Here is a 20036-nt window from a genome sequence, read left to right on the forward strand (position 1 = left end):
GCTCTCCTGACAACCCGGGCCATGACCTGGGCGTTCCTCAGCACTCGGGCGTGCCTAGGATGGCGCCGTGACGGACACCCCCTCCTTGTCGCGCGGGCACGGCCTGCGCCGTGACATCGATCTGCTCGAGGCCCTCGCCTCCGACGAGGCCCAGCGGGCCGGAGGCCTCGGCGTGGTCCGCCTGGCGCAGCTCGTCGGCCGCGAGAAGACCCAGATCTCCCGCGCCCTGAAGGCGCTGGCCGCCGAGGGGATGGTGGAACGCGACCCGGACACCCTGGAGTACCGACTGGGCTGGCGGTTGTTCTCGCTGGTCGCCCGCACGTCCCAGAGCCGCCTGGTGCGCGTCGCGGAGCCGGTCATGCACGCCCTGTCGGCGGACCTGGAGGAGACCAGCCACCTGTGCGTCCTCAGCGAGCGCGAGGTCCTCACCCTGCTCTCGGTCTCCGGGCACTCCTTCCGGGTGCACGGCTGGGAGGGGCGCGGGGTGCCCGCCTGGCGGCTGTCCGCCGGCCGGGTGCTGCTGTCCGACGCCACACCGGACGAGCTGTACGTCCGCTTCGGCACGGGCGGCGAGATGCCGGTGCCCGAGCTGTGGTCGCTGATCCAGGAGGGCCGGCGGCGCGGGTTCGCGCGCGTCAGCGAGGAGTTCGAGGCGGGTCTGGTCGGTGTGTCCGCGCCGGTGCGGGACTTTCGCGGCCGGGTCGTGGCCGCGCTCAACATCTCCGCGCCCAAGTCCCGCCTCGGCGACCGGCTCGACGTGGCGGGGCGGACCACGGCGCGGGCGGCGGCCCGGGTGTCCGCCCTGCTCGGCTGGGAACCGCGCCCGGCGTTCCCGGCCCGGAACATGCTGGTGTGATCGGCGAGTTGCCCTCACAGCAACCCCGGTTGCGATCCGGCTGAGTGGCCTTGTCCGCCGTATGACGCGCTCGTAAATTCACCGCGCATCGGACGGAACCCCGTCCAGGACGGAGGAAAAGAGCAGCTCATGAACCTCGCCGGTATCGACACCCTCGCCAAGGCCCCGCTCGCCGACGGTGATGTGTTCCTCGGCGGCCGCTGGCTCCCGGCGGCCGACGGTCGGACGTACCCGGTCTACGACCCGGCCACCGGCGAACCGGTGCGCTGGGTGTCCGACGCCGGCGCCGAGGACGCCCGCGCCGCGCTCGCCGCAGCCGAGGAGGCCGCGGCCGGCTGGCGGGCCACCCCGCCCAGGCGCCGTTCGGAGATTCTGCACGACGCCTTCCGGCTGATGACCGAGCACCGCGACACGCTCGCCGACCTGATCGTCCGGGAGAACGGAAAGGTCCGCCGGGACGCGCTGGCCGAGGTCGGCTACGCGGCCGAGTTCTTCCGCTGGTTCGCCGAGGAGGCCGTGCGCATCGACTCCTCGTTCGCCGACGCGCCCGGCGGCGGCTTCCGGCACATCGTGCGCCGGCACCCGGTCGGCGTCAGCGCGTTCGTCACCCCGTGGAACTTCCCGGCCGCCATGGCCACCCGCAAGATCGCCCCGGCGCTCGCGGCCGGCTGCCCCGTCCTGCTGAAGCCGGCCCCCGAGACCCCGCTCACCGCACTCGCGGTCGCCGCCCTGCTGGCCGAGGCCGGCCTGCCCGACGGCCTGCTGAACGTGCTGCCGACCGACCGCGCCCCCGAGGTCGTCGCGGCCTGGCTCGGCGACGAACGGGTCCGCAAGTTCTCCTTCACCGGCTCCACCGCCACCGGCAGGATCCTGCTGGCGCAGGCCGCCGCCCACGTCGTCAACGTGACCATGGAACTCGGCGGCAACGCGCCGTTCGTCGTGTGCGCGGACGCCGATGTCGACGCGGCCGTCAGCGGGGCGATGGACGCCAAGATGCGCGGTGGCGGCGAGGTCTGCATCGCCGCCAACCGGTTCTACGTCCACGCATCCGTCGCGGCCGAGTTCACCGCGAAGCTCGGCGCCGCCATGGCCGCCGTACGCAGCGGACCGGGAGCGGGGGAGGGTGTCGGCCTCGGGCCGATGATCAACCGAGCCGCCGTCGACAAGATCCGCTCCCTCGTCGACGACGCGCTCGACCGCGGCGCACGGATCGCCGCCCAGGGCACCGCCCCGCGCGGCCCCGGCTTCCACTACCCGGCGACCGTCCTCACCGACGTCCCCGACGAGGCCCGCATCCTGCACGAGGAGGTCTTCGGGCCGGTCGCCCCGCTCACCACCTTCACCGACGAGGACGAGGTCGTGGCCCGGGCCAACGCCACCGTCCACGGCCTCGCCGCGTACGTCTACTCGCGCGACGTCGCCCGCGCCCTGCGCCTGGCCGAGCGCCTGGAGGCGGGCATGGTCGGCCTCAACCGGGGCCTGCTGTCCGACCCGGCCGCCCCCTTCGGCGGCGTCAAGCAGTCCGGCCTCGGCCGGGAGGGCGGCCGCGAGGGCATCGAGGCCTTCCTGGAGACGCAGTACATCGCGCTGGACTGGCCCACCCTCTGATCCCGCACGCCGTCCCCTCCCCAGAACTAGGACCGCTCATGGCAACGACGCCTGTGACTGAACATCAGTTCGACAAGCCGGAGGTTCCGGTGCCGCCGGACCTGCTGCGCGCACGCCGCCGCCTGCACACCAAGCTGAAGCTCGCCACCCAGATCGGCGAGGGCATCGACGGCTACATCATCGGCGGCATCGGCATGGCGATGGGCGCCCTCACCACCGATCTGCACCTGTCCACGGTGATGGAGGGCCTGGTCGGCGCCTCCCCGCTGATCGGCATCTTCGTCGGCGGACCCGTCTTCGGGCGGCTCGCCGACCGCTACGGCCGGCGCCCGGTGTTCCTCGTGGACATGCTGATCTTCCTGGTCGGCTCGGTGCTCCAGTTCTTCGTCACCGACGGCCTCCAGCTCTTCCTCATCCGGCTGGTGATGGGCATCGCCATCGGCGGCGAGTACGCCATCGGTGCCCCGCTGCTGTCCGAGTACGCCCCCCGCAAGGGCCGCGGCCGGCTGCTGGCCAGCCTGGAGATCAGCTGGTACGTCGGCTACGCGCTCGCCACCGTCGTCGGCGCGCTCTTCGAAGGCGTGCACGGCGGCTGGCGCTACACCCTGGCCAGCAGCGCGGTCATCGCCCTGGTCTGCGTGGCGCTGCGCGGCGGCGTCCCGGAGTCGGCGCGCTGGCTCCTGAGCAGGGGCCGCCGAGAGGAGGCCGAGCAGCTCATCGCGCGCTACGGCATCGAGATCGACGTCACCGCCGAACTCCAGGAGACGGCAGAACCCGGGCGGCAGGGCCTGCGCGCCCTGTTCAGCCGCCGCCACCTGCGCAGCACGGTCTTCGCGAGCGTGTTCTGGGCCGCGCTGGTGCTGCCGTACTTCGCGATCAGCACGTTCTGGACCCAGGTCTTCGACGCCCTGAACATGGGCGACAACGCGGTCGCCGCGCTGCTCGTCTACTCCTTCACCGCCGTCGCCGGCGTCACCGCGGGCTGCCTCGTCGTGGACCGCATCGGCCGGCGCAGGCTGCTGATCCCGCCGTTCTGGATCACGGCCGGCGCGCTGGCGGTGGTCGCGGCGTGGCCGAAGTCCACGCCGGTCATCGTCGGCGGCTTCCTGTTCTTCATCTTCCTCAACGCCGCCTCCAGCGCGCTCACCGCCGTCTACCCGCTGGAGGTGTTCCCGACCTCCCTGCGCGCCACCGGCGTCGGCTTCGCCACCGCGATGAGCCGGGTCGGGGCGGCCATCGGCACCTTCCTGCTGCCGATGGGCCTGGACCGCTACGGTGCCCGCTTCGTACTGCTGGTGGGCGCCGGGGTGCTGGCCGTCGGCGGCCTGGTCTCCCAGTTCCTGGCGCCGGAGACGACGGACCTGGACCTGGCGGCGGCGGCACGTGTCCCGAAGGGGCGCGGGGAACTGCGTGACCAGCCACGATGAACCCGCGGCCGGACGACGGCAGTTCCCTCCACGGCGCTCAGCGGTTGACGGCCCGCATCCCGGCCTCGTCGTACCGATCGCCCGCCACCGCCGGCAACTCCGCGTCGATACGGGCCAGGTCCTCCTTGCTCAGCGTGACATCGACGGCCCCGGCGTTCTGCTCCAGGTAGGTGCGCCGCTTGGTGCCCGGGATCGGCACCAGGTGCTCGCCCTGGGCCAGCACCCAGGCGATGGCCAGCTGGGCCGGGGTCACGTCCTTCTCGGCCGCGATCTCCTTGACCTTCGCCGCGAGGCGCTGGTTCGCGTCCAGGTTGGTGTCCTTGAAGCGCGGGTTGTTCCGCCGGAAGTCGTTCTCGTCCAGCTCGTCCGGCGAGGTGAAGCGGCCCGCGAGGAAGCCGCGGCCGAGCGGGGAGTACGGCACGAAGCCGATGCCCAGCTCCCGGCAGACGGGCAGCACCTCGGCCTCCACGTCCCGCGTCCACAGCGAGTACTCGCTCTGCACCGCGGCGATCGGGTGCACCTCGTTCGCACGCCGGATCGTGTCCGCGCTCGCCTCGCTCAGCCCGATGTGCCGCACCTTGCCCTGCGCGACCAGTTCGGCCAGCGCACCGACCGTCTCCTCGATCGGCACGTTCGGGTCGACCCGGTGCTGGTAGTACAGGTCGATGTGGTCGGTGCCCAGCCGCTGCAGCGAGCCGTGGACCGAGTCGCGGACATGGCCGGCGGAGCCGTCCTGCCGGCCGATCGTGTTCATGTCGCCGGGGACGGCGTCGTCCATCCGGTAGTTGAACTTCGTCGCGATCACGTACTCGTCGCGGTGCCCACGGATCGCCTCGCCGACCAGCGACTCATTGGTGAGCGGGCCGTAGACCTGCGCCGTGTCGAGGAAGTTGATCCCCAGCTCCAGGGCGCGCCGGATGGTGGCGACACCCTCGTCCTGGTCGGCGGAGCCGTAGAAGGCGGACATCCCCATGCATCCGAGGCCGATGGCCGACACCTGGAGGTCCCGCAGACTGCGCTTGTGCATGTGATGTTCCAGCCTTTCCCGCGCACCCGATCGTTGCCGTACGTCCGCGACGCTACGAGTTGGAGCGCTCTCGAAGTCAAGCAACGCTCCGCGCCGGATCAGGAATCCAGTCGTACCGGCAGTTCGAACAGGTCGTTCTGGGTGACCACCGGCTTGTTGCGCAGTTCGGCCGCCGGTACGGCCAGGTCCAGGCCCGGGAAGCGCGCGTACAGCGCCGGCAGCGCCACACCCGCCTCCAGCCGGGACAGGGCGGCACCCGGGCACACGTGCGGGCCGTACCCGAAGGAGATGTGCCGGTTCCGCGACGCGCGGGTGATGTCGAACTCCCCGGCGCTCGGGCCGTGCGCCCGCTCGTCCCGGCCGATCGCGCCGTACGACACGATCAGCGCGTCCCCGGCCGGGATCACCTTGTCCCCGACCGGCACGTCCTCGGTCGCGAAGCGGATCAGCACGTGCGAGGTCGGCGTGGACCAGCGCAGGGTCTCCTCGATCACCGCCGGCCAGTCGGCCGCGCCGGACAGCACCAGGGCGCGCTGCTCCGGATGGGTGGAGAGATTGACCACGGCGTTGACGATCAGGGAGATCGTCGTCTCATGGCCCGCCGCGACCATCAGCTGCAAGGTGGAGACGATCTCCTCGTCGGTGAGGTGCTCGCCGTCCTCGGAGGCGAGGATCAGCGCGCTGGTCAGATCGTCGCCGGGCTCGGCGCGCTTGGCCGCCACCGTCTCGGTCATGATCTGAGCCAGCTCGGTCAGCGTGGCGATGACCTCCTGGGGCGGGGTCTGCGTCGAGAAGAACTTCTCGAACAGCACCTTCAGCCGGGGCAGCCGCGCCGTCTCGATGCCCATGAGGTCGGCGACGACGTACATGGGCAGCGGGTAGGCGAAGGCCGCCTTGAGGTCGACGGTCTCCTCGCCCTCGGGCAGCGCGTCCAGCAGGTCCTGGGTGAGCTTCTCGATGCGCTCGCGCATCAGCTCCACCCGGCGCGGGGTGAGCGCCTGCGCCACCAGCGTGCGCATCCTGCGGTGGTCGGCGCCGTCCACGGTGAGCATGGAGCGGCCCGGGTTGGCGAGCCCGATCAGCGGCCAGTCGGCCGGTATCTCGCCGCGCTGCCAGGCGCCCCACGCGTTGATGTCCTTCACCAGACGCGGGTCGCCGAGCAGCGCCTTGGCCTCGGCGTGCCGGGTGACGGCCCACACCGGGACACCGCCCGGCAGTTCGACGGCGGCGAGCGGGCCGGCCGCACGCAACGCCGCGCTCTCTGCGTCCAGGTCGGTGACGAGGGGGTCCAGGGCGATCCGCGGTGCTTCGGTACCGGTCGTCATCGTGACGTGCCTCCCAGGGCAGGGGGTAGGGGTGCGGCTACGGGCGGGACACAGGGCGTTGCGGGTGCGGTCAGAGCGCCGGTACGGGGGTGAACCGGACCGGCAGCTCGGTCAGTCCGCGCAGCCAGGGCGAGGGCCGGCGGCGGAGCGAGCCGGCGGAAACCGCCAGGTCGATGTCCGGCAGCCGGTCCAGTACGACCTCGATACCGGTCCGCGCGATCACCTCGGCGATCTCCTGCGCGGGGAACGGGCAGCGGTGTTCACCGTGGCCGAAGGAGAAGTGCGCGTGGTTGCCACCGGTCAGCGCGGAGGCGTCGGTACGCACCTGAGGGTCGGAGTTGGCGCCCTGGAGCCCGAGCAGCAGCAGGTCGCCGGCCCGGATGCGGCGGCCGCCGAGGTGGGTGTCCCGGGCGGCCCAGCGGCCGGCCACGTTCTGCGTGGGCGTGTCCTCCCACAGCACCTCGTTCATCGCCTCGGCGACGCTGTGCCGCCCGCCGAACAGCGAGGCCGCGAACCGGTCGTCGGTGAGCATCAGCCGCACCGAGTTGCCGATCCAGTCGGCGGTCGGCTGATGCCCGGCCGCCATCATCACCATCAGGTCCTGGGTGATCTCCTCGGCGCTGAAGCCGCTCTCGTCGGCCAGCATCCGGGAGACCACGTCGTCCGCCGGCTCCTTCTCGCGGTCGGCGACCAACTGCGCCATGGACGTGGCCAGATGGGCCTGCCCGGCGAGCGCCCGCTCCCGGCCGTCGATCATGTCGTTCAGCGAGGTGACCAGACCCGGACCCTCCTCGTCCGGGAAGCCGTAGAGCCGGGCGAGGACGCGCACGGGCAGCAGCATCGCGTACTGGCCGACGAGATCGGCCTCGCCCGCCGTGCACAGCCCGTCGATCAGCTCGTCCGCGAACCGCTCGGCGTGGTGGCGCAGTTCGAAGGGGTCCACCGCCTCCAGGGCGTTGCTGACCATCGTGGCGCGCTGCCGGTGCCGCTCGCCGACGGTGTAGAGGATCGACGGCTGCCTGCGGCCGATCATCGGCAGCAGCGGCCAGTCGGCCGGGATGCGCTCCCACTGGTTCCACAGGTCGGAGTCCCGGCTGAACAGCGCCGGATCGCCGGTGACCTGATGCAGTTCACGGTAGCCCAGCACCAGCCAGGCCGGGACGTCGCCGTCGAGCGTCACGGGCACGACGGCGCCGTGGTCGCGCCGCATCTCCCGGTACAGGCGAGCGGGTTCGGTCCGGAACCGGGGTCCGCCGAGCGGGACGGCGTCGGAGGTGCTCACACGAACTCCTGTCGGGGCAGGCCCGCCCGGGCGGACGGGTCGGCGTACCGGTTCTGCACGTGCCGCACCAGCGTGATCAGCGTCTTCTTGCCGGAGGCGCGGGAGCGGGCGTCGCAGTCGATCAGCGGTATGTGCGGGTCGAGGTCGAGGGCCTCGCGGACGTCCTCGCCGGCGCGGACGGGCCCGCCGAAGTCGTTGCAGGCCACGATGAACGGCGTGCCGTGGTGCTCCAGCCGGTCGATGGCGTACCAGGAGTCGTCGATCCGCCGGGTGTCGACGAGCACCACGGCGCCGAGCGTGCCGGAGAACAGCCGGTCCCACAGGAACCAGAACCGCTCCTGGCCCGGCGCCCCGAACAGATAGAGCACGTTGCGCGCGTCCAGGGTGATCCGGCCGAAGTCGAAGGCGACGGTGGTGGCCGACTTGGCGTGTATGTGCCGGATGTCGTCCACGGACTCGCCGGCCTGGGTCATCGTCTCCTCGGTGTCGAGGGGACGGATCTCGCTGACCGAGCGGACCAGGGTGGTCTTGCCGACGCCGAAGCCGCCCACCACCACGATCTTGAAACCGTTGTCGGCGGAGGCACCCAACGGGGCGCGCGCGTCAGAGGTTGCGGAGTCCAACGAGCACCTGCTCCAGGATGTCGGGATCGGTTATGGCCGGTCTGTGCGGATGCCGGGCGCTGACGCGGCCCGCCGCGAGCAGGTCGCACAGCAGCACCTTGGTGATGCCCACGGGCAGCCGCAGCTCGGCGGCGATCTCCACCACCGAGGCTGGGAACTCGGTCATCCTCAGGATCGCCACATGCTCCGACTGCATGCCGGCCACCGGCCCCGACTCGGCGACGACGAGGGTGACCAGGTCGAAGGGGCTGTCCGGGGCGGTCCGGGTGCGCCCCTGAGTTAGGGTGTACAGCCGATCGGGAGCGTCGTCCCGCCCCGGACGGCTCGTGCCGGCACCGCTCATGACGTACGGGGCAGCGCGGTCAGGTGCTCGCCGAGCTGCTCCACGAGTTCGCTCATGTGGTGTCCGACGACCCCGGCGTCCGCGTCCTCCGTGGTGACGACGGCCAGATGGGCGCCGGCGCCCGCCTCCACGATGAACAGCACGCCGCCGTAGAACTCGGTCATCGCCGAGCGCACGCCTCCGCTGCCGTCGCCGAACTCGACGGACGCCCCGTGCGACAGCGACTGCATCCCGGCGGCGATCGCTGCGAGCTGATCGGCCTGGTCGACGCTCAACTCCGGGGAACGGCACAGCTTCAGCCCGTCCCGGGACAGCACGAGCGCGTGCCGCGTCCCCGGCGTCCTCTCCAGCAGGCTCTCCAGGAGCCAGGTGAGTGTGTCGTCGGCGGTGGTCGGGCCGGTCATGAAGTGGTGTCGCCTTCCGTGTGCGTGTGCGTGGGGGAGGGGGCGGAGGAACGGCGCCCGTCGGAACTGCCCTGCGAGGCACCGGCCGAGCGGCCGCCCTGGCGGTCGGCGGGGTGGACAGGGGCGCCGGCCTCCGGCACGGCACCGCGCGTTTCCGTCCCGGCTCGGCCGCTCACCCCCCTGTCCTGCGGGAGGCCGGCCGGGTTCCGCGGTATGCCGGCCGTGTCGTGTGGCGGGTGGTGCGGTGTGCCGGGAGTGCGGGTGGTGCGGCGGGACGTGTCGGCCTGATCGCTCGCTACCGAGTCCTGCGGGGGACGGCCGACGACCGGAGCGGCGGCCGCCGGGGCGCGCCGTCCGGTGGCCCGAGGAGCGGGGCCGGTGGCCGACGGCCGGTCGGCCGGTGCCGACACGGCTGGATCGGCAGTGGCCTGCCCGGTGTCGGGCCCCGCCGGGTCGGACGCGGTGTGCTCGGGTGCCGGTGCCGGTGCCGGTGCCGATGCTGGCGAGGCCGGGTCGGTGGTGGCCTCGTCGGTGTTCGGGGTGGCGTGGGCGGGGAGGGCGTCTGCGGTTCCCGAGGCCGGGGCGGCCGGATCGGACGTTGCCTGCTCCGCTGCCGTTGTCGGCAGGGCCGGACCGGAGGTGGCCTGACCGGTGTCCGGAACGGTGTCCGGGTGGCGCGGGCCCTGCTCGGCCGTCGGTGTCGAGCCGGCCGGGTCGGTGCCCGTCCGGTGGGTGGCGGTGGCCGGGGTGTCCGTGGCCGTCGGGCGGATTGCCCGGCGGAAGTTGCTGAAGCGGGCCGCGCGGGTCTCGTCCGTGTCCGTGCCGCTCGTGGGGCGGGCCGCGGGCGAGCGGGGCGTCGAGCGGGAGCGTTCGGCCGCGGCGAGGGTACGGCCCCGGCGTCGCTTGGGCAGCCCGGCCGGGCCCTCCTGCGGGGACGGCGCGGGGGACTCGTCGACGACCGCGACCGCGACCGCGGGTGAGGGTGAGGGTGCGGGTGCCGGGGGCTGTGGCAGCGGCGGCTGCTCCGGCGCGGGGCTGGTGAGGACGGACTGGGGGATGAGCATCAGCACGCCCGTGCCGCCGCGCGCGGACGGCCGGAACGACACCTTCAGGCCGTGCTTGCGGGCGAGCCGGCCGACCACGGCGAGCCCGAGCCGGGTGCCGGTCAGACCGCCCAGCTCGGAGACGTCACCGCAGACCGCCCGCTCGGCACGGCGCAGCTGCACATCGCCCATCACCAGGCCGCTGTCCTCCACGGACACGATGACCCCGGCCGGCACCTCCTCCACGTAGACATGCACCTCGGCGGTCGGCGGCGAGAAGTTCGCGGCGTTGTCCAGCAGCTCGGCGAGCGCGTGCATCACGCCTTCGGCGGCGTGTCCGGCCACGGCGGCCTCACTGGCCGAGTGCACCCGCACCCGCTGATAGCCGGCGATCCGGCCCATCGCGCCGCGCAGGATCGACTCCATCCCGATCGGTCGCGCCCACCGGCGGCCCGAACGCGCCCCGGTCAGGACGGCGATGGAATCGGCGAGCCGCCCCGCCTGGGCGGTGCGGTGGTCGAGGTGGAGCAGGTCGGCGAGGACGTCCTCGTCCGAGTGCCGGTCCTCCATCGCGCGCAGGTCGGCGAGGGTGGCCGTGGCGAGGGCCTGCATCCGGCCGGCGGTGTTGGAGGTCGCGGAGACGGCCGTCGCCCGCTCGCGCCGGGCCCGCTCCAGCTCGGCCGTCAGCCGTGCGTTCTCGCGCCGCAGCCGGTCCGTCTCCTGCCCGCTCTCCCGCTCCAGCCGGGACCGCTCGGCAGCGAACGACTCGGTGAACTCGGCCCGCTGCCGGGCGAGTTCGTCGATGAGCCGCTGCTGTTCCTGCCGGCTCTCGTCGGTCGTGCGGGCCTGCTGCCGGAGCAGCCGCCCGAGGTCCTGGGTCACGGCCTCCAGCCGGCGCCGGATGCCGCGCCGGCCGCACAGGGCGTGCACGGCCGTGGCCACCGCCACGCTGAGCACGACCGCCGCAGCGCCCGTACCCCAGGCCAGCGGGGCGCGCACCGTCCCCGGCGCCGCCGCGACGGCCGCGCACACCACGAGCGCCGACAGGGCGCCGGACACGGCGAGGGCGGAGAAGAAGGGACGGAGAGACGGTCGGTCGCCGGGAAGGGTGGGCGGGGTCATCGGTCCGGTCTGGTCCTCGCGACAGAAACGGTCGGGTGGTGAGACGTGACACACGGTGTTGAACTGGCGGTCACTATACGAGAGTTCGTGATCGAAACAGAAAGGTTCCGCATTCGTTCCATGAAGTGGGCGGTCATACCCGCGCGTTGGACGTGAACCGGATGACTCGGGCACTCCCGGCCCGCTCGAACCGGCGGAGCGCGCCGGGGCGGCCGTGCAGGAGCCTTGAAAGGGAGGACGGGATCGCGGAGGCCGAGGTTGCCTTCCGCGCCCCGATTTCCCCGCCTCGGACCTGTGGGTCTTTTCATACCCCCGTGCATCCGCAATGGATCTTGACGCCCGCCTCCCGGGTCGCTGAACTGTCACCGACCGGGCCTCACCACCACAGAGGCCCACACCGGGGGAGGGACCGGGCATGCAGGCCGCGACCCGTACGGAGGGGGTAGGTCGACCGGGTGAGATCCGTACATCTATACGATGGCGCCTGAAAAGGGCGGATGACGGAAAAGCGCCTCGCACGGTCGGTATGCCGGGAGCGTGGCGAGGGGGGCGATGTGCATGACCGGGGAGCCGAAGGCGATGGGCTGCCGTGCCTCATGACGACTGAAGGGCGCATCGAGGCATGCCGCTCGCTGCTCGCGCGCTTCGCCCGCTTCACCGCGCGCACGCTGCGCGGTGAGTGGCACGCGATCGTCGTCGAGCCGGTGCAGCGCCTCGCGCGCCGCGGACTGTCCGGACTGCTGCTGGCGTTCGTCGCCGCGTTCGGCGTCATCTACTTCCACGCCATCGCCCAGCACCCCCTGGGCGCGCTCTGGGTGAAACGGCTCGGCGGCGTCAAGGCCGACCTGCCACTGTGGCTGTCCCTGCTGCGTACCCCCGTGTCGCTGTACGTCCCGGCGCTCGACCTGCCGGTCTGGGCGGGCATCACCCAGCTGTTCCTCGCTTTCGCCTGGGCCGAACTGGCCCTGGGCCGCGCCCGGACGCTGGCCATCTCCTACGCCACCACGCTGGCCGGCACGCTCACCGCCCGGGTGATGATCGCGGCGGGCCCCGGCTGGGGAGGCTTCGGACTGCCCCCCGAGTGCGCGCACGTGCTCGACACCGGACCGTCCGCCGCCGTCGTCGGACTGTTCACCTATCTCGCGGTGATCAAGCGAGCGCCGGTGGTGTTCACCCTGACCGGCGGGTCGATGGTGTGGGAGTCCATCGCCGTCCCCAACCTGGCAGGCCGCGAGCATCTCATCGCGGTGGGCGCGGCCATCGTCCTCGGACTGCTGCACGGGCGCCGCGAGCGGCTGCGGGCGCTGCTGCGCTCCCTGCTGCCCGCCCGCGACCGGGCCCCCGCGCCCGCCCCGGCGGCGCCGGTCCCCGCACCCGCCCCCGCGCAGACCCAGGTGCTGCCGGCACCGGCGCGGGCCGACCGGCGCGGGGACACGGCGATGGCACCCGTGGAACGCTGACCGGCCGGCGCCCGTCTGTGGCGCCGGCCACCCCGGTGATGTGACGGTTTTCGCACGTCGACACCGGGGAGAACCCCTAAGGTTGCCGCGAGATACGGCAGGCGTGGCAGACACCGTGGTGTTCGTCGCCGACAGGCAGCTGAAGGGAATCCAGGATGTTCCGCAAGGTGCTGGTCGCCAACCGTGGAGAGATCGCGATCCGCGCGTTCCGGGCGGGCTACGAACTCGGGGCGCGAACCGTCGCCGTGTTCCCGCACGAGGACCGCAACTCGTTGCACCGGCTGAAGGCCGACGAGGCCTACGAGATCGGGGAACCGGGGCATCCGGTGCGGGCCTATCTCTCCGTCGAGGAGATCGTGGCCGCCGCCCGCCGGGCGGGCGCCGACGCCGTCTATCCCGGTTACGGCTTCCTGTCCGAGAACCCCGAACTGGCCCGGGCGTGCGAGGAGGCGGGCATCACCTTCGTCGGCCCCAGCGCCCACATCCTGGAGCTGACCGGCAACAAGGCCCGCGCGGTCGCCGCCGCACGCGCGGCCGGCGTACCCGTGCTCGGCTCCTCCGAGCCCTCCAACGACGTGGACGAACTGGTCCGCGCCGCCGAGGAGATCGGCTTCCCCGTCTTCGTCAAGGCGGTCGCCGGCGGCGGCGGGCGCGGCATGCGCCGGGTGGCGGAGCCGGCCCAGCTGCGCGAGTCCATCGAGGCGGCCTCCCGCGAGGCGGCCTCCGCGTTCGGCGACCCGACCGTCTTCCTGGAGAAGGCCGTCGTGGACCCGCGCCACATCGAGGTGCAGATCCTCGCCGACGGCGAGGGCAACGTCATCCACCTCTACGAACGCGACTGCTCACTGCAGCGCCGCCACCAGAAGGTCATCGAGCTGGCCCCCGCCCCCAACCTCGACCCGGAGCTGCGCGACCGCATCTGCGCCGACGCCGTCCGCTTCGCCCGCGAGATCGGCTACCGCAACGCGGGCACCGTGGAGTTCCTCCTCGACCCCGACGGCAACCACGTCTTCATCGAGATGAACCCCCGCATCCAGGTCGAGCACACGGTCACCGAGGAGGTCACCGACGTCGACCTGGTCCAGGCCCAGCTGCGCATCGCCGCCGGCGAGACCCTCGCCGGCCTCGGGCTCTCCCAGGAGACGATCACCCTGCGCGGCGCCGCCCTCCAGTGCCGTATCACCACCGAGGACCCCGCCAACGGCTTCCGCCCGGACACCGGCCGGATCAGCGCCTACCGCTCCCCGGGCGGCTCCGGCATCCGCCTCGACGGCGGCACCACCCACGCGGGTACGGAGATCAGCGCGCACTTCGACTCGATGCTGGTCAAACTCACCTGCCGGGGCCGGGACTTCAGCGCCGCCGTCGGACGCGCCCGGCGTGCCGTGGCCGAGTTCCGCATCCGTGGCGTGGCCACCAACATCCCGTTCCTCCAGGCCGTCCTGGACGACCCGGACTTCCAGGCGGGCCGCGTCACCACCTCCTTCATCGAGCAGCGTCCGCATCTGCTCACCGCCCGCTCCTCCGCCGACCGCGGCACCAAGCTGCTCACCTATCTCGCCGACATCACGGTCAACAAGCCGCACGGCGAACGCCCCGACCTGCTCGACCCGGTCACCAAGCTGCCCCCGCTCCCGGCCGGCGAGCCCCCGGCCGGCTCCCGTCAACTGCTCGTCGACCTCGGCCCCGAGGGCTTCGCCCGGCAGCTGCGCGAGTCGCCGACCCTCGGCGTCACCGACACCACCTTCCGCGACGCCCACCAGTCGCTGCTCGCCACCCGCGTGCGCAGCAAGGACCTCCTCGCGGTCGCCCCGGTCGTCGCCCGCACCCTGCCGCAGCTGTTGTCCCTGGAGTGCTGGGGCGGCGCCACCTACGACGTCGCCCTGCGCTTCCTCGCCGAGGACCCCTGGGAGCGGCTCGCCGCCCTGCGCGAGGCCGTCCCCAACATCTGCCTCCAGATGCTGCTGCGCGGCCGTAACACCGTCGGCTACACCCCGTACCCGACCGAGGTGACCGACACCTTCGTCCAGGAGGCCGCCGCCACCGGCATCGACATCTTCCGCATCTTCGACGCCCTCAACGACGTCGGCCAGATGCGGCCCGCCATCGAGGCCGTACGCGAGACCGGCACCGCGGTCGCCGAGGTCGCCCTGTGCTACACCGCCGACCTCAACGACCCGGCCGAGCGGCTCTACACCCTCGACTACTACCTGCGGCTCGCCGAGCAGATCGTCGACGCGGGCGCGCACGTCCTGGCCGTCAAGGACATGGCCGGACTGCTGCGCGCACCGGCCGCGGCCAAGCTCGTGTCCGCACTGCGCCGCGAGTTCGACCTGCCCGTGCATCTGCACACGCACGACACGGCGGGCGGCCAGCTCGCCACCTATCTCGCCGCGATCCAGGCGGGTGCCGACGCGGTGGACGGCGCGGTGGCCTCCATGGCGGGGACGACCTCGCAGCCGTCGCTGTCGGCGCTCGTCGCCGCCACCGACCACTCCGAACGCCCCACCGGACTCGACCTCCAGGCCGTCGGTGACCTGGAGCCGTACTGGGAGGGCGTCCGCAAGGTCTACGCCCCGTTCGAGGCGGGCCTCGCCTCGCCGACCGGCCGCGTCTACCACCACGAGATCCCCGGCGGGCAGCTGTCCAACCTGCGCACCCAGGCCGTCGCGCTCGGCCTCGGCGACCGCTTCGAGGACATCGAGGCGATGTACGCCGCCGCCGACCGCATCCTCGGCCACCTCGTGAAGGTCACGCCGTCGTCCAAGGTGGTCGGCGACCTCGCCCTGCACCTGGTCGGCGCCGGTGTCTCCCCGGCGGACTTCGAGGCGACGCCCGACCGGTTCGACATCCCCGACTCGGTCATCGGCTTCCTGCGCGGCGAACTGGGCACCCCGCCCGGCGGCTGGCCCGAGCCGTTCCGCACCAAGGCGCTCAAGGGCCGCGGGGAGCCCAAGCCCGCTCCCGAGCTGTCCGCCGAGGACCGCGAGGGGCTGGCCAAGGACACCCGGGCCACGCTCAACCGGCTGCTGTTCCCCGGCCCGACGCGCGAGTTCGACACGCACCGCCAGACCTTCGGCGACACCAGCGTGCTGGACAGCAAGGCGTTCTTCTACGGCCTGCGCCCCGCCAAGGAGTACGCCGTCGACCTGGAGCCCGGCGTCCGGCTGCTCATCGAACTCCAGGCGGTCGGCGAGGCGGACGAGCGCGGTATGCGCACCGTGATGTCCTCGCTCAACGGCCAGTTGCGCCCCATCCAGGTCCGTGACCGCGCCGCCGCCTCGGACGTGCCGGTGACGGAGAAGGCCGACCGCGCCAACCCCGGCCACGTCGCGGCGCCGTTCGCCGGTGTGGTGACGCTCGCGGTGGCCGAGGGGGCCGAGGTCGCGGCCGGTGCCACCATCGCCACCATCGAGGCGATGAAGATGGAGGCCACGATCACCGCGCCGAAGGCGGGCCGGATCTCCCGGCTGGCCATCAACCGGATCCAGCAGGTGGAGGGCGGCGACCTGCTGGCCGAGATCGCCTGACCCGACCGTGCGCGCCGCGACCGGAGCACGGTCGCGGCGCGCACGGTCGCGTACCGCTAGAGCCGGCCGGGGTGCTCCCGGAGCCGGGCCAGCAGCAGGTTCGGGTCCTTCCTGGTGAAGTACGCGGCGTCCGCCACGTAGACGGTCCGGCCGAGCACGGCGACGGCGGTCGGGTTGGAGAGCCCGTCCTGCTCGGTGAGGGCGACCGCGTGCGTGCCGTCGCGGCGCACCAGGAGGACCTGCTTGCCGGTGTTCAGCGCGGCCAGCACCGTGCGGCCGGCCCCGGTGAAGGCGAAGTCGTCGATGCCCTCCAGGCCGCTCGCCCGGGTCTCGGCCGGGCTCGCCGAGCCGTCCTGGCCGATCGGGATGCGCAGCAGCGTCCCACGGTCGGAGTTGGACACCCACACGGCACCGCGGTGCACCTTGACGCCGTTGGCGCCGTATCCGCGGGCCGGAGCCGGCAGCGGGCCCAGCGCGGTCTCCCGGGCCCAGGCCTTGGCCGGGCCGCCGTCCTGCGGGATGCGCCAGACGGTGCCGAGCACCGAGTCGGTGGCGTACAGCACCCGATGGCGCTCGTCGAGGGCCAGGCCGTTGGGGAAGCCGTTCGAGGGCAGTTGGGCGATCTGCTCGGGCGCGTCACCGGGGGCGAGGCGCCAGATGCCGGTCTTCGCGGTGCCGGTCGCGTAGTTGACGTACAGGGTGCCGTCGTGGGCGCGGGCGATGCCGGTGACGATGGCGTTGTGCACGAGGGGGGTGGCGGGCTTGCCGACGGACGGCAGGGTCGCGCGGATGTACGACCGCCCGTCGGGGGTGACATGGGCGATCTGCCGGGCGAAGGCGAGGGTCAGATCGGCGGAGCCGTCGTGTTCGAGCGCGATGTTCTCGGGCGTCTGTCCGGTGGCCAGGTCGAAATGGGTGACGATGTGCGCGTCGGTGACGACCGGCCCGGTGCCGGCGGCGGGCGCCGCCGCGATCACGCCGAGCGCGAGCGCGGCCGTGGCGGCACCGGCCAGGCGGGGAAGTCGGGGCATGTGACCTCATCTCAGGACGGCGCACGGGCGCCGGAATACCGGAGTGTTGGTCACATCAACATAGAGCGGGCCACACCGACATGAGGCCGCGCCGGTCGGCCGGGCCGGGTGCCGGGTCCGCGGGATCGCCCGCGCGGCCCAGCACCCGGCGCCGTACGCGGCGCGCCCGGACGATTTCGGGCAGCTGGTCAGTCCCAGAGAGAGTAGGTCATGACCTGCTTGAAGGCATCCGGCCGGGTGTCGGGGTAGGTCAGGCTGATCTGGGTGTAGCGCTGGAAGGAGGGATGCTTCTTCCACGGCTGCTCGCCGCTGAGCCGAATGACCACCGGGTAGGCGTGGAAGGTGCCGGCCGCGCAGTACGGCTTGCAGTCGTTCACCATGTTCACGCCCACGGCCTGCGCCCGGTACGGACCCCACGCGCTCCAGTGGAGTCCGGTGAGCCGGCTGTTGCCGTCGCCGCAGGCCAGGATGAAGTCGTTCGGGCGGACGTTGCGATGGAAGAAGCAGTCGACGAGGACGTGCTGCGCCGGGCCGGCTTTGACGGGCGTCGTGGCGGCGGTCGGCGGACTGGCCGACGCCGTCGTCATCGCCGCTGTCAGCAGGGTTCCCGCCGCCAGGGTCACCGCCGTTCCCATCACTGATCCGCGCATGGTCGCTCCCACCGTTGTGCTGTGTTCGACCGCGTTCACTCGACGCTACGACCGTGCGGCCATTTGCACCAGTCGCGCAGGTCGGACCGCGTGTCAGCCGTGTGCGACGGTCAGGCCGTAGAACGCGACACGGGCACCGTTGGTGGTGCTGTCGGAGGAGGACTGGTTGTAGGAACCGGCCTTGAAGTACTGCTTGTACTGCTTGAAGGACGACGCGATGGCGTAGTGGGTGGTGGTGCCGCCCACGGTCAGGTCGATGGTGTTGCCGCCGGAGACGGCGATGGTGTAGCTCCACGTCTTGCCGATGGCCACGTGGCCCACGGTGTGCGTGGTCTGGCCGCCGGAGGGCGAGTTCTCGGTGCCCAGCACGATGTCGCCGTTCGCGTGGTAGTACAGCTCCAGCAGCGGCTTGGTGGACGAACCGCCGCTGCCGAGGTGTATCTGGCCCACGCACACGTTCTGGGTCACCGACACCACGCGCAGGGTCGCGCTCATCTTGTGCGAACCGGACAACGACCAGTCGGCGGCGCTGCCGTCGCGGTTCATCTCGCGCAGCTCGGAGCGGGCGTAGTTCGAGTTCGGGGTGGTGACGCCCTTCTCCGGTGCCCAGAAGGTCATCGCCCCGTCGCGGGTGTCGGTGTAGAAGTACGCGTCCTGGTAGCCGTCCGCGCCCTGGAGCCGGGAGGAGGGGATGGTGGTGGGCTTGCCCGGGGAGCCGACCGGCTCCTGGAGCTGCCAGACGGACAGGTCGAAGTTGCCGCCGGGGGCCACGTGCGGGTCGGCGGCGAGCGCGCCGGGGCCGGCGAGCAGGAGGAGGGCGAGGGCGAGGCCCGTGGTGGTGGGCACGGCGAGGAGCCGGGATCGAGTCATGGGGGGTCCCTTCAGCGGACCGGGATGCGTTCAGCATTCTGAACGCTGAACGCATCCTTGGTCGTCGGTGACCCGAGAAGCTAGAGGTCTGAACCAACCGCGTCAAGAGGTTCAGCAGGCGCCCTCGTCATCCCAGGGCCCCCACTGCGCGGCGCCGGGCACCTCGTTCTGGGTCCACCACTTGGCCTTCCAGTTGTGGTTGCCGTACGAGACCTCGTCGCCCGCGGTGTACACCGCCGACGCACTCCACGCCGTCCTGCACGAGGTGGGAGTGGGTGTCGGCGTCGGCGTGGGGGTCGGTGTGGTGGTCGGCGGGGTCACTCCGGCGAACTTCACCGAGTACTTGGCGAAGTCCCAGTCGCTCTGCGCCACGCTGGAGCAGGTGCCCGATGTCCGGCCGCCGTTGTCCGGCGGACTGCACTGCCGGTCGCGGTTCAGGGACCAGAACGTGAAGCGGTCCATGTTGTGGCTCGTCGCGTAGTCCAGCACGGTCTGGAAGTCCGCCTGGCTGAAGTACTCGCCCGAGTCACTGCGGCCGTTCATGCCGGAGAAGCCCTCGTGGGCGTAAGCGGTCGCCTGGTCCCAGCCGAAGGTCGACTGCAGGATCGAGTTGAAGTTGGTCAGCGCGCTGGTCTGGCTCGCCGCCCCGCTGAAGCCGCCGTCGAACGGCATGATGGAGAAGTTGTTCGGCGTGAACCCCTGGGACTTGGCCTCCAGCAGCATCTGCTTGCCGAACCAGCCGGTGCCGTCCGCGGTGCCGGCCGTCGTCACGGAGACGTACAGCCCCGGGTTGTCCTGCTGGAGGATCTTGGCCGCGCCGATCTCGTTGTGGATCGCCGCCGTGTTCTCGTACTCCGGCTCCTCCAGGTCGAAGTCGATGGCGTGCAGGCCGTACTTGGTGATGACCTGCTGGTAGGCCGCCGCCGTGGCGGCGGGGTCGGCGCAGGTCTGGCCGAGCTTCGTGCCACCGTAGCCGCCGATGGAGACCGAGACGTCACCACCCTTGGCGCGGATGGTGTTGATCACCGACTGTACGGCGGTGTCCGAGGAGACGGGTGCGGTACCGCCCCAGGTCGGCGAGCAGCCGCCGCCGTTGGGGGCGAGGACGAACGCCAGCTGGAAGGCCTTGAGGCCGGTCGCGTCCATGATGGCGGACGGGTCCGGCGGGTCGTTGTCCAGCGGCATCAGATAAGGGGCGGCGGCGTACCAGCGGTTGCTCAGCGCGGTGGTCGCGCCCGAGGCGTTGCCCGCGACGAGCGCGGTCGTGCCGGCGGCGGCCAGCGTGACGGCCGCCGCCGCGCCCAGACATGCCCGAAGACGTCTCACTGCGTGCCTCCAGAGGGTGGGGGTGGGGAGCCCCGATTCGGGGAGCCCCCACCCTCCGGGAGCTGTTGCGGCCACGTCAATGAGTTGGACTAGACCAGCTTGCTGTTTG

16 protein-coding genes are annotated in these 20036 nt (G+C 72.2%); 5 read left to right on the forward strand and 11 right to left on the reverse strand.

Annotated elements, in window-relative coordinates; translation table 11 throughout:
* The first annotated feature begins 67 nt into the window (after window positions 1-67).
* The 3 genes from ADK64_RS41290 (at window position 68) to ADK64_RS41300 (ending at window position 3891) form a co-directional block, all read left to right on the forward strand.
* A complete protein-coding gene (locus tag ADK64_RS41290) occupies window positions 68-856 on the forward strand; it encodes an IclR family transcriptional regulator (RefSeq protein WP_053667399.1) in 789 nt (262 codons plus the stop codon).
* Window positions 857-985: 129 nt separating this feature from the next.
* On the forward strand, window positions 986-2464 hold the full coding sequence (locus ADK64_RS41295) for an NAD-dependent succinate-semialdehyde dehydrogenase (protein ID WP_053667400.1): 1479 nt from the start codon (window positions 986-988) through the stop codon (window positions 2462-2464).
* Between the two features lie 53 nt (window positions 2465-2517).
* Window positions 2518-3891, forward strand: coding sequence for an MFS transporter (locus tag ADK64_RS41300; protein WP_234384934.1), 1374 nt, complete (start codon window positions 2518-2520; stop codon window positions 3889-3891).
* 37 nt (window positions 3892-3928) lie between these two features.
* On the opposite strand, the gene ADK64_RS41305 is transcribed toward ADK64_RS41300, so the two are convergent.
* The 7 genes from ADK64_RS41305 to ADK64_RS44600 form a co-directional block, all read right to left on the reverse strand.
* Window positions 3929-4918, reverse strand: coding sequence for an aldo/keto reductase (locus tag ADK64_RS41305; RefSeq protein WP_053667402.1), 990 nt, complete (start codon window positions 4916-4918; stop codon window positions 3929-3931).
* 98 nt (window positions 4919-5016) lie between these two features.
* Complete coding sequence (locus tag ADK64_RS41310) at window positions 5017-6243, reverse strand: cytochrome P450 family protein (protein WP_053667403.1); 1227 nt, start codon at window positions 6241-6243, stop codon at window positions 5017-5019.
* A gap of 70 nt (window positions 6244-6313) precedes the next feature.
* Window positions 6314-7525, reverse strand: coding sequence for a cytochrome P450 (locus ADK64_RS41315; protein WP_053667404.1), 1212 nt, complete (start codon window positions 7523-7525; stop codon window positions 6314-6316).
* Window positions 7522-8148, reverse strand: coding sequence for a GTP-binding protein (locus ADK64_RS41320; protein ID WP_420713118.1), 627 nt, complete (start codon window positions 8146-8148; stop codon window positions 7522-7524). The genes ADK64_RS41315 and ADK64_RS41320 overlap by 4 nt, the downstream gene beginning before the upstream one ends.
* Window positions 8129-8491, reverse strand: coding sequence for a DUF742 domain-containing protein (locus ADK64_RS41325; protein ID WP_053667406.1), 363 nt, complete (start codon window positions 8489-8491; stop codon window positions 8129-8131). The genes ADK64_RS41320 and ADK64_RS41325 overlap by 20 nt, the downstream gene beginning before the upstream one ends.
* Window positions 8488-8895, reverse strand: coding sequence for a roadblock/LC7 domain-containing protein (locus ADK64_RS41330; RefSeq protein ID WP_053667407.1), 408 nt, complete (start codon window positions 8893-8895; stop codon window positions 8488-8490). The genes ADK64_RS41325 and ADK64_RS41330 overlap by 4 nt, the downstream gene beginning before the upstream one ends.
* Window positions 8892-11060: an ATP-binding protein gene (locus tag ADK64_RS44600; RefSeq protein WP_078993159.1), complete on the reverse strand. Its 2169-nt coding sequence runs from the start codon at window positions 11058-11060 to the stop codon at window positions 8892-8894. Before ADK64_RS44600 ends, ADK64_RS41330 begins: the two co-directional genes overlap by 4 nt.
* Before the next feature lie 596 nt (window positions 11061-11656).
* Between ADK64_RS44600 and ADK64_RS41340 the strand changes: the two genes are divergently transcribed.
* Together ADK64_RS41340 and ADK64_RS41345 are read left to right on the forward strand one after the other, a co-directional pair.
* Window positions 11657-12520: a hypothetical protein gene (locus ADK64_RS41340; protein ID WP_053667408.1), complete on the forward strand. Its 864-nt coding sequence runs from the start codon at window positions 11657-11659 to the stop codon at window positions 12518-12520.
* Window positions 12521-12675: 155 nt separating this feature from the next.
* Window positions 12676-16050: a pyruvate carboxylase gene (locus ADK64_RS41345; RefSeq protein ID WP_053667409.1), complete on the forward strand. Its 3375-nt coding sequence runs from the start codon at window positions 12676-12678 to the stop codon at window positions 16048-16050.
* Window positions 16051-16106: 56 nt separating this feature from the next.
* Here the strand turns inward: ADK64_RS41345 and ADK64_RS41350 are convergent, their stop codons facing one another.
* From ADK64_RS41350 to ADK64_RS41365, 4 genes are all read right to left on the reverse strand, one after another.
* On the reverse strand, window positions 16107-17081 hold the full coding sequence (locus ADK64_RS41350; protein ID WP_053667410.1) for a hypothetical protein: 975 nt from the start codon (window positions 17079-17081) through the stop codon (window positions 16107-16109).
* A 188-nt stretch (window positions 17082-17269) separates the two neighbouring features.
* The gene (locus ADK64_RS41355) at window positions 17270-17731 is read right to left on the reverse strand and encodes a hypothetical protein (protein WP_053667411.1); all 462 of its coding nucleotides are present in this window, start codon (window positions 17729-17731) and stop codon (window positions 17270-17272) included.
* 93 nt (window positions 17732-17824) lie between these two features.
* Complete coding sequence (locus ADK64_RS41360) at window positions 17825-18601, reverse strand: polysaccharide lyase family 7 protein (RefSeq protein WP_053667412.1); 777 nt, start codon at window positions 18599-18601, stop codon at window positions 17825-17827.
* 111 nt (window positions 18602-18712) lie between these two features.
* Window positions 18713-19927 (reverse strand): carbohydrate-binding protein, encoded by a 1215-nt coding sequence (locus ADK64_RS41365; protein WP_053667413.1) that lies wholly within the window; start codon window positions 19925-19927, stop codon window positions 18713-18715.
* Window positions 19928-20036: the final 109 nt, after the last annotated feature.

Origin of the sequence: Streptomyces sp. MMG1121 (assembly GCF_001280015.1) — a bacterium.
In the GTDB taxonomy this organism is placed as follows: Bacteria; Actinomycetota; Actinomycetes; order Streptomycetales; family Streptomycetaceae; genus Streptomyces.

Coding starts and splice junctions, on each gene's coding strand:
- ADK64_RS41295 (WP_053667400.1), top strand. CDS start 986: ATGAACCTCGCCGGTATCGACACCCTCGCCAAGGCCCCGCTCGCCGAC.
- ADK64_RS41305 (WP_053667402.1), bottom strand. CDS start 4,918: ATGCACAAGCGCAGTCTGCGGGACCTCCAGGTGTCGGCCATCGGCCTC.
- ADK64_RS41310 (WP_053667403.1), bottom strand. CDS start 6,243: ATGACGACCGGTACCGAAGCACCGCGGATCGCCCTGGACCCCCTCGTC.
- ADK64_RS41325 (WP_053667406.1), bottom strand. CDS start 8,491: ATGAGCGGTGCCGGCACGAGCCGTCCGGGGCGGGACGACGCTCCCGAT.
- ADK64_RS41330 (WP_053667407.1), bottom strand. CDS start 8,895: ATGACCGGCCCGACCACCGCCGACGACACACTCACCTGGCTCCTGGAG.
- ADK64_RS44600 (WP_078993159.1), bottom strand. CDS start 11,060: ATGACCCCGCCCACCCTTCCCGGCGACCGACCGTCTCTCCGTCCCTTC.
- ADK64_RS41340 (WP_053667408.1), top strand. CDS start 11,657: ATGACGACTGAAGGGCGCATCGAGGCATGCCGCTCGCTGCTCGCGCGC.
- ADK64_RS41345 (WP_053667409.1), top strand. CDS start 12,676: ATGTTCCGCAAGGTGCTGGTCGCCAACCGTGGAGAGATCGCGATCCGC.
- ADK64_RS41350 (WP_053667410.1), bottom strand. CDS start 17,081: ATGCCCCGACTTCCCCGCCTGGCCGGTGCCGCCACGGCCGCGCTCGCG.
- ADK64_RS41355 (WP_053667411.1), bottom strand. CDS start 17,731: ATGCGCGGATCAGTGATGGGAACGGCGGTGACCCTGGCGGCGGGAACC.
- ADK64_RS41360 (WP_053667412.1), bottom strand. CDS start 18,601: ATGACTCGATCCCGGCTCCTCGCCGTGCCCACCACCACGGGCCTCGCC.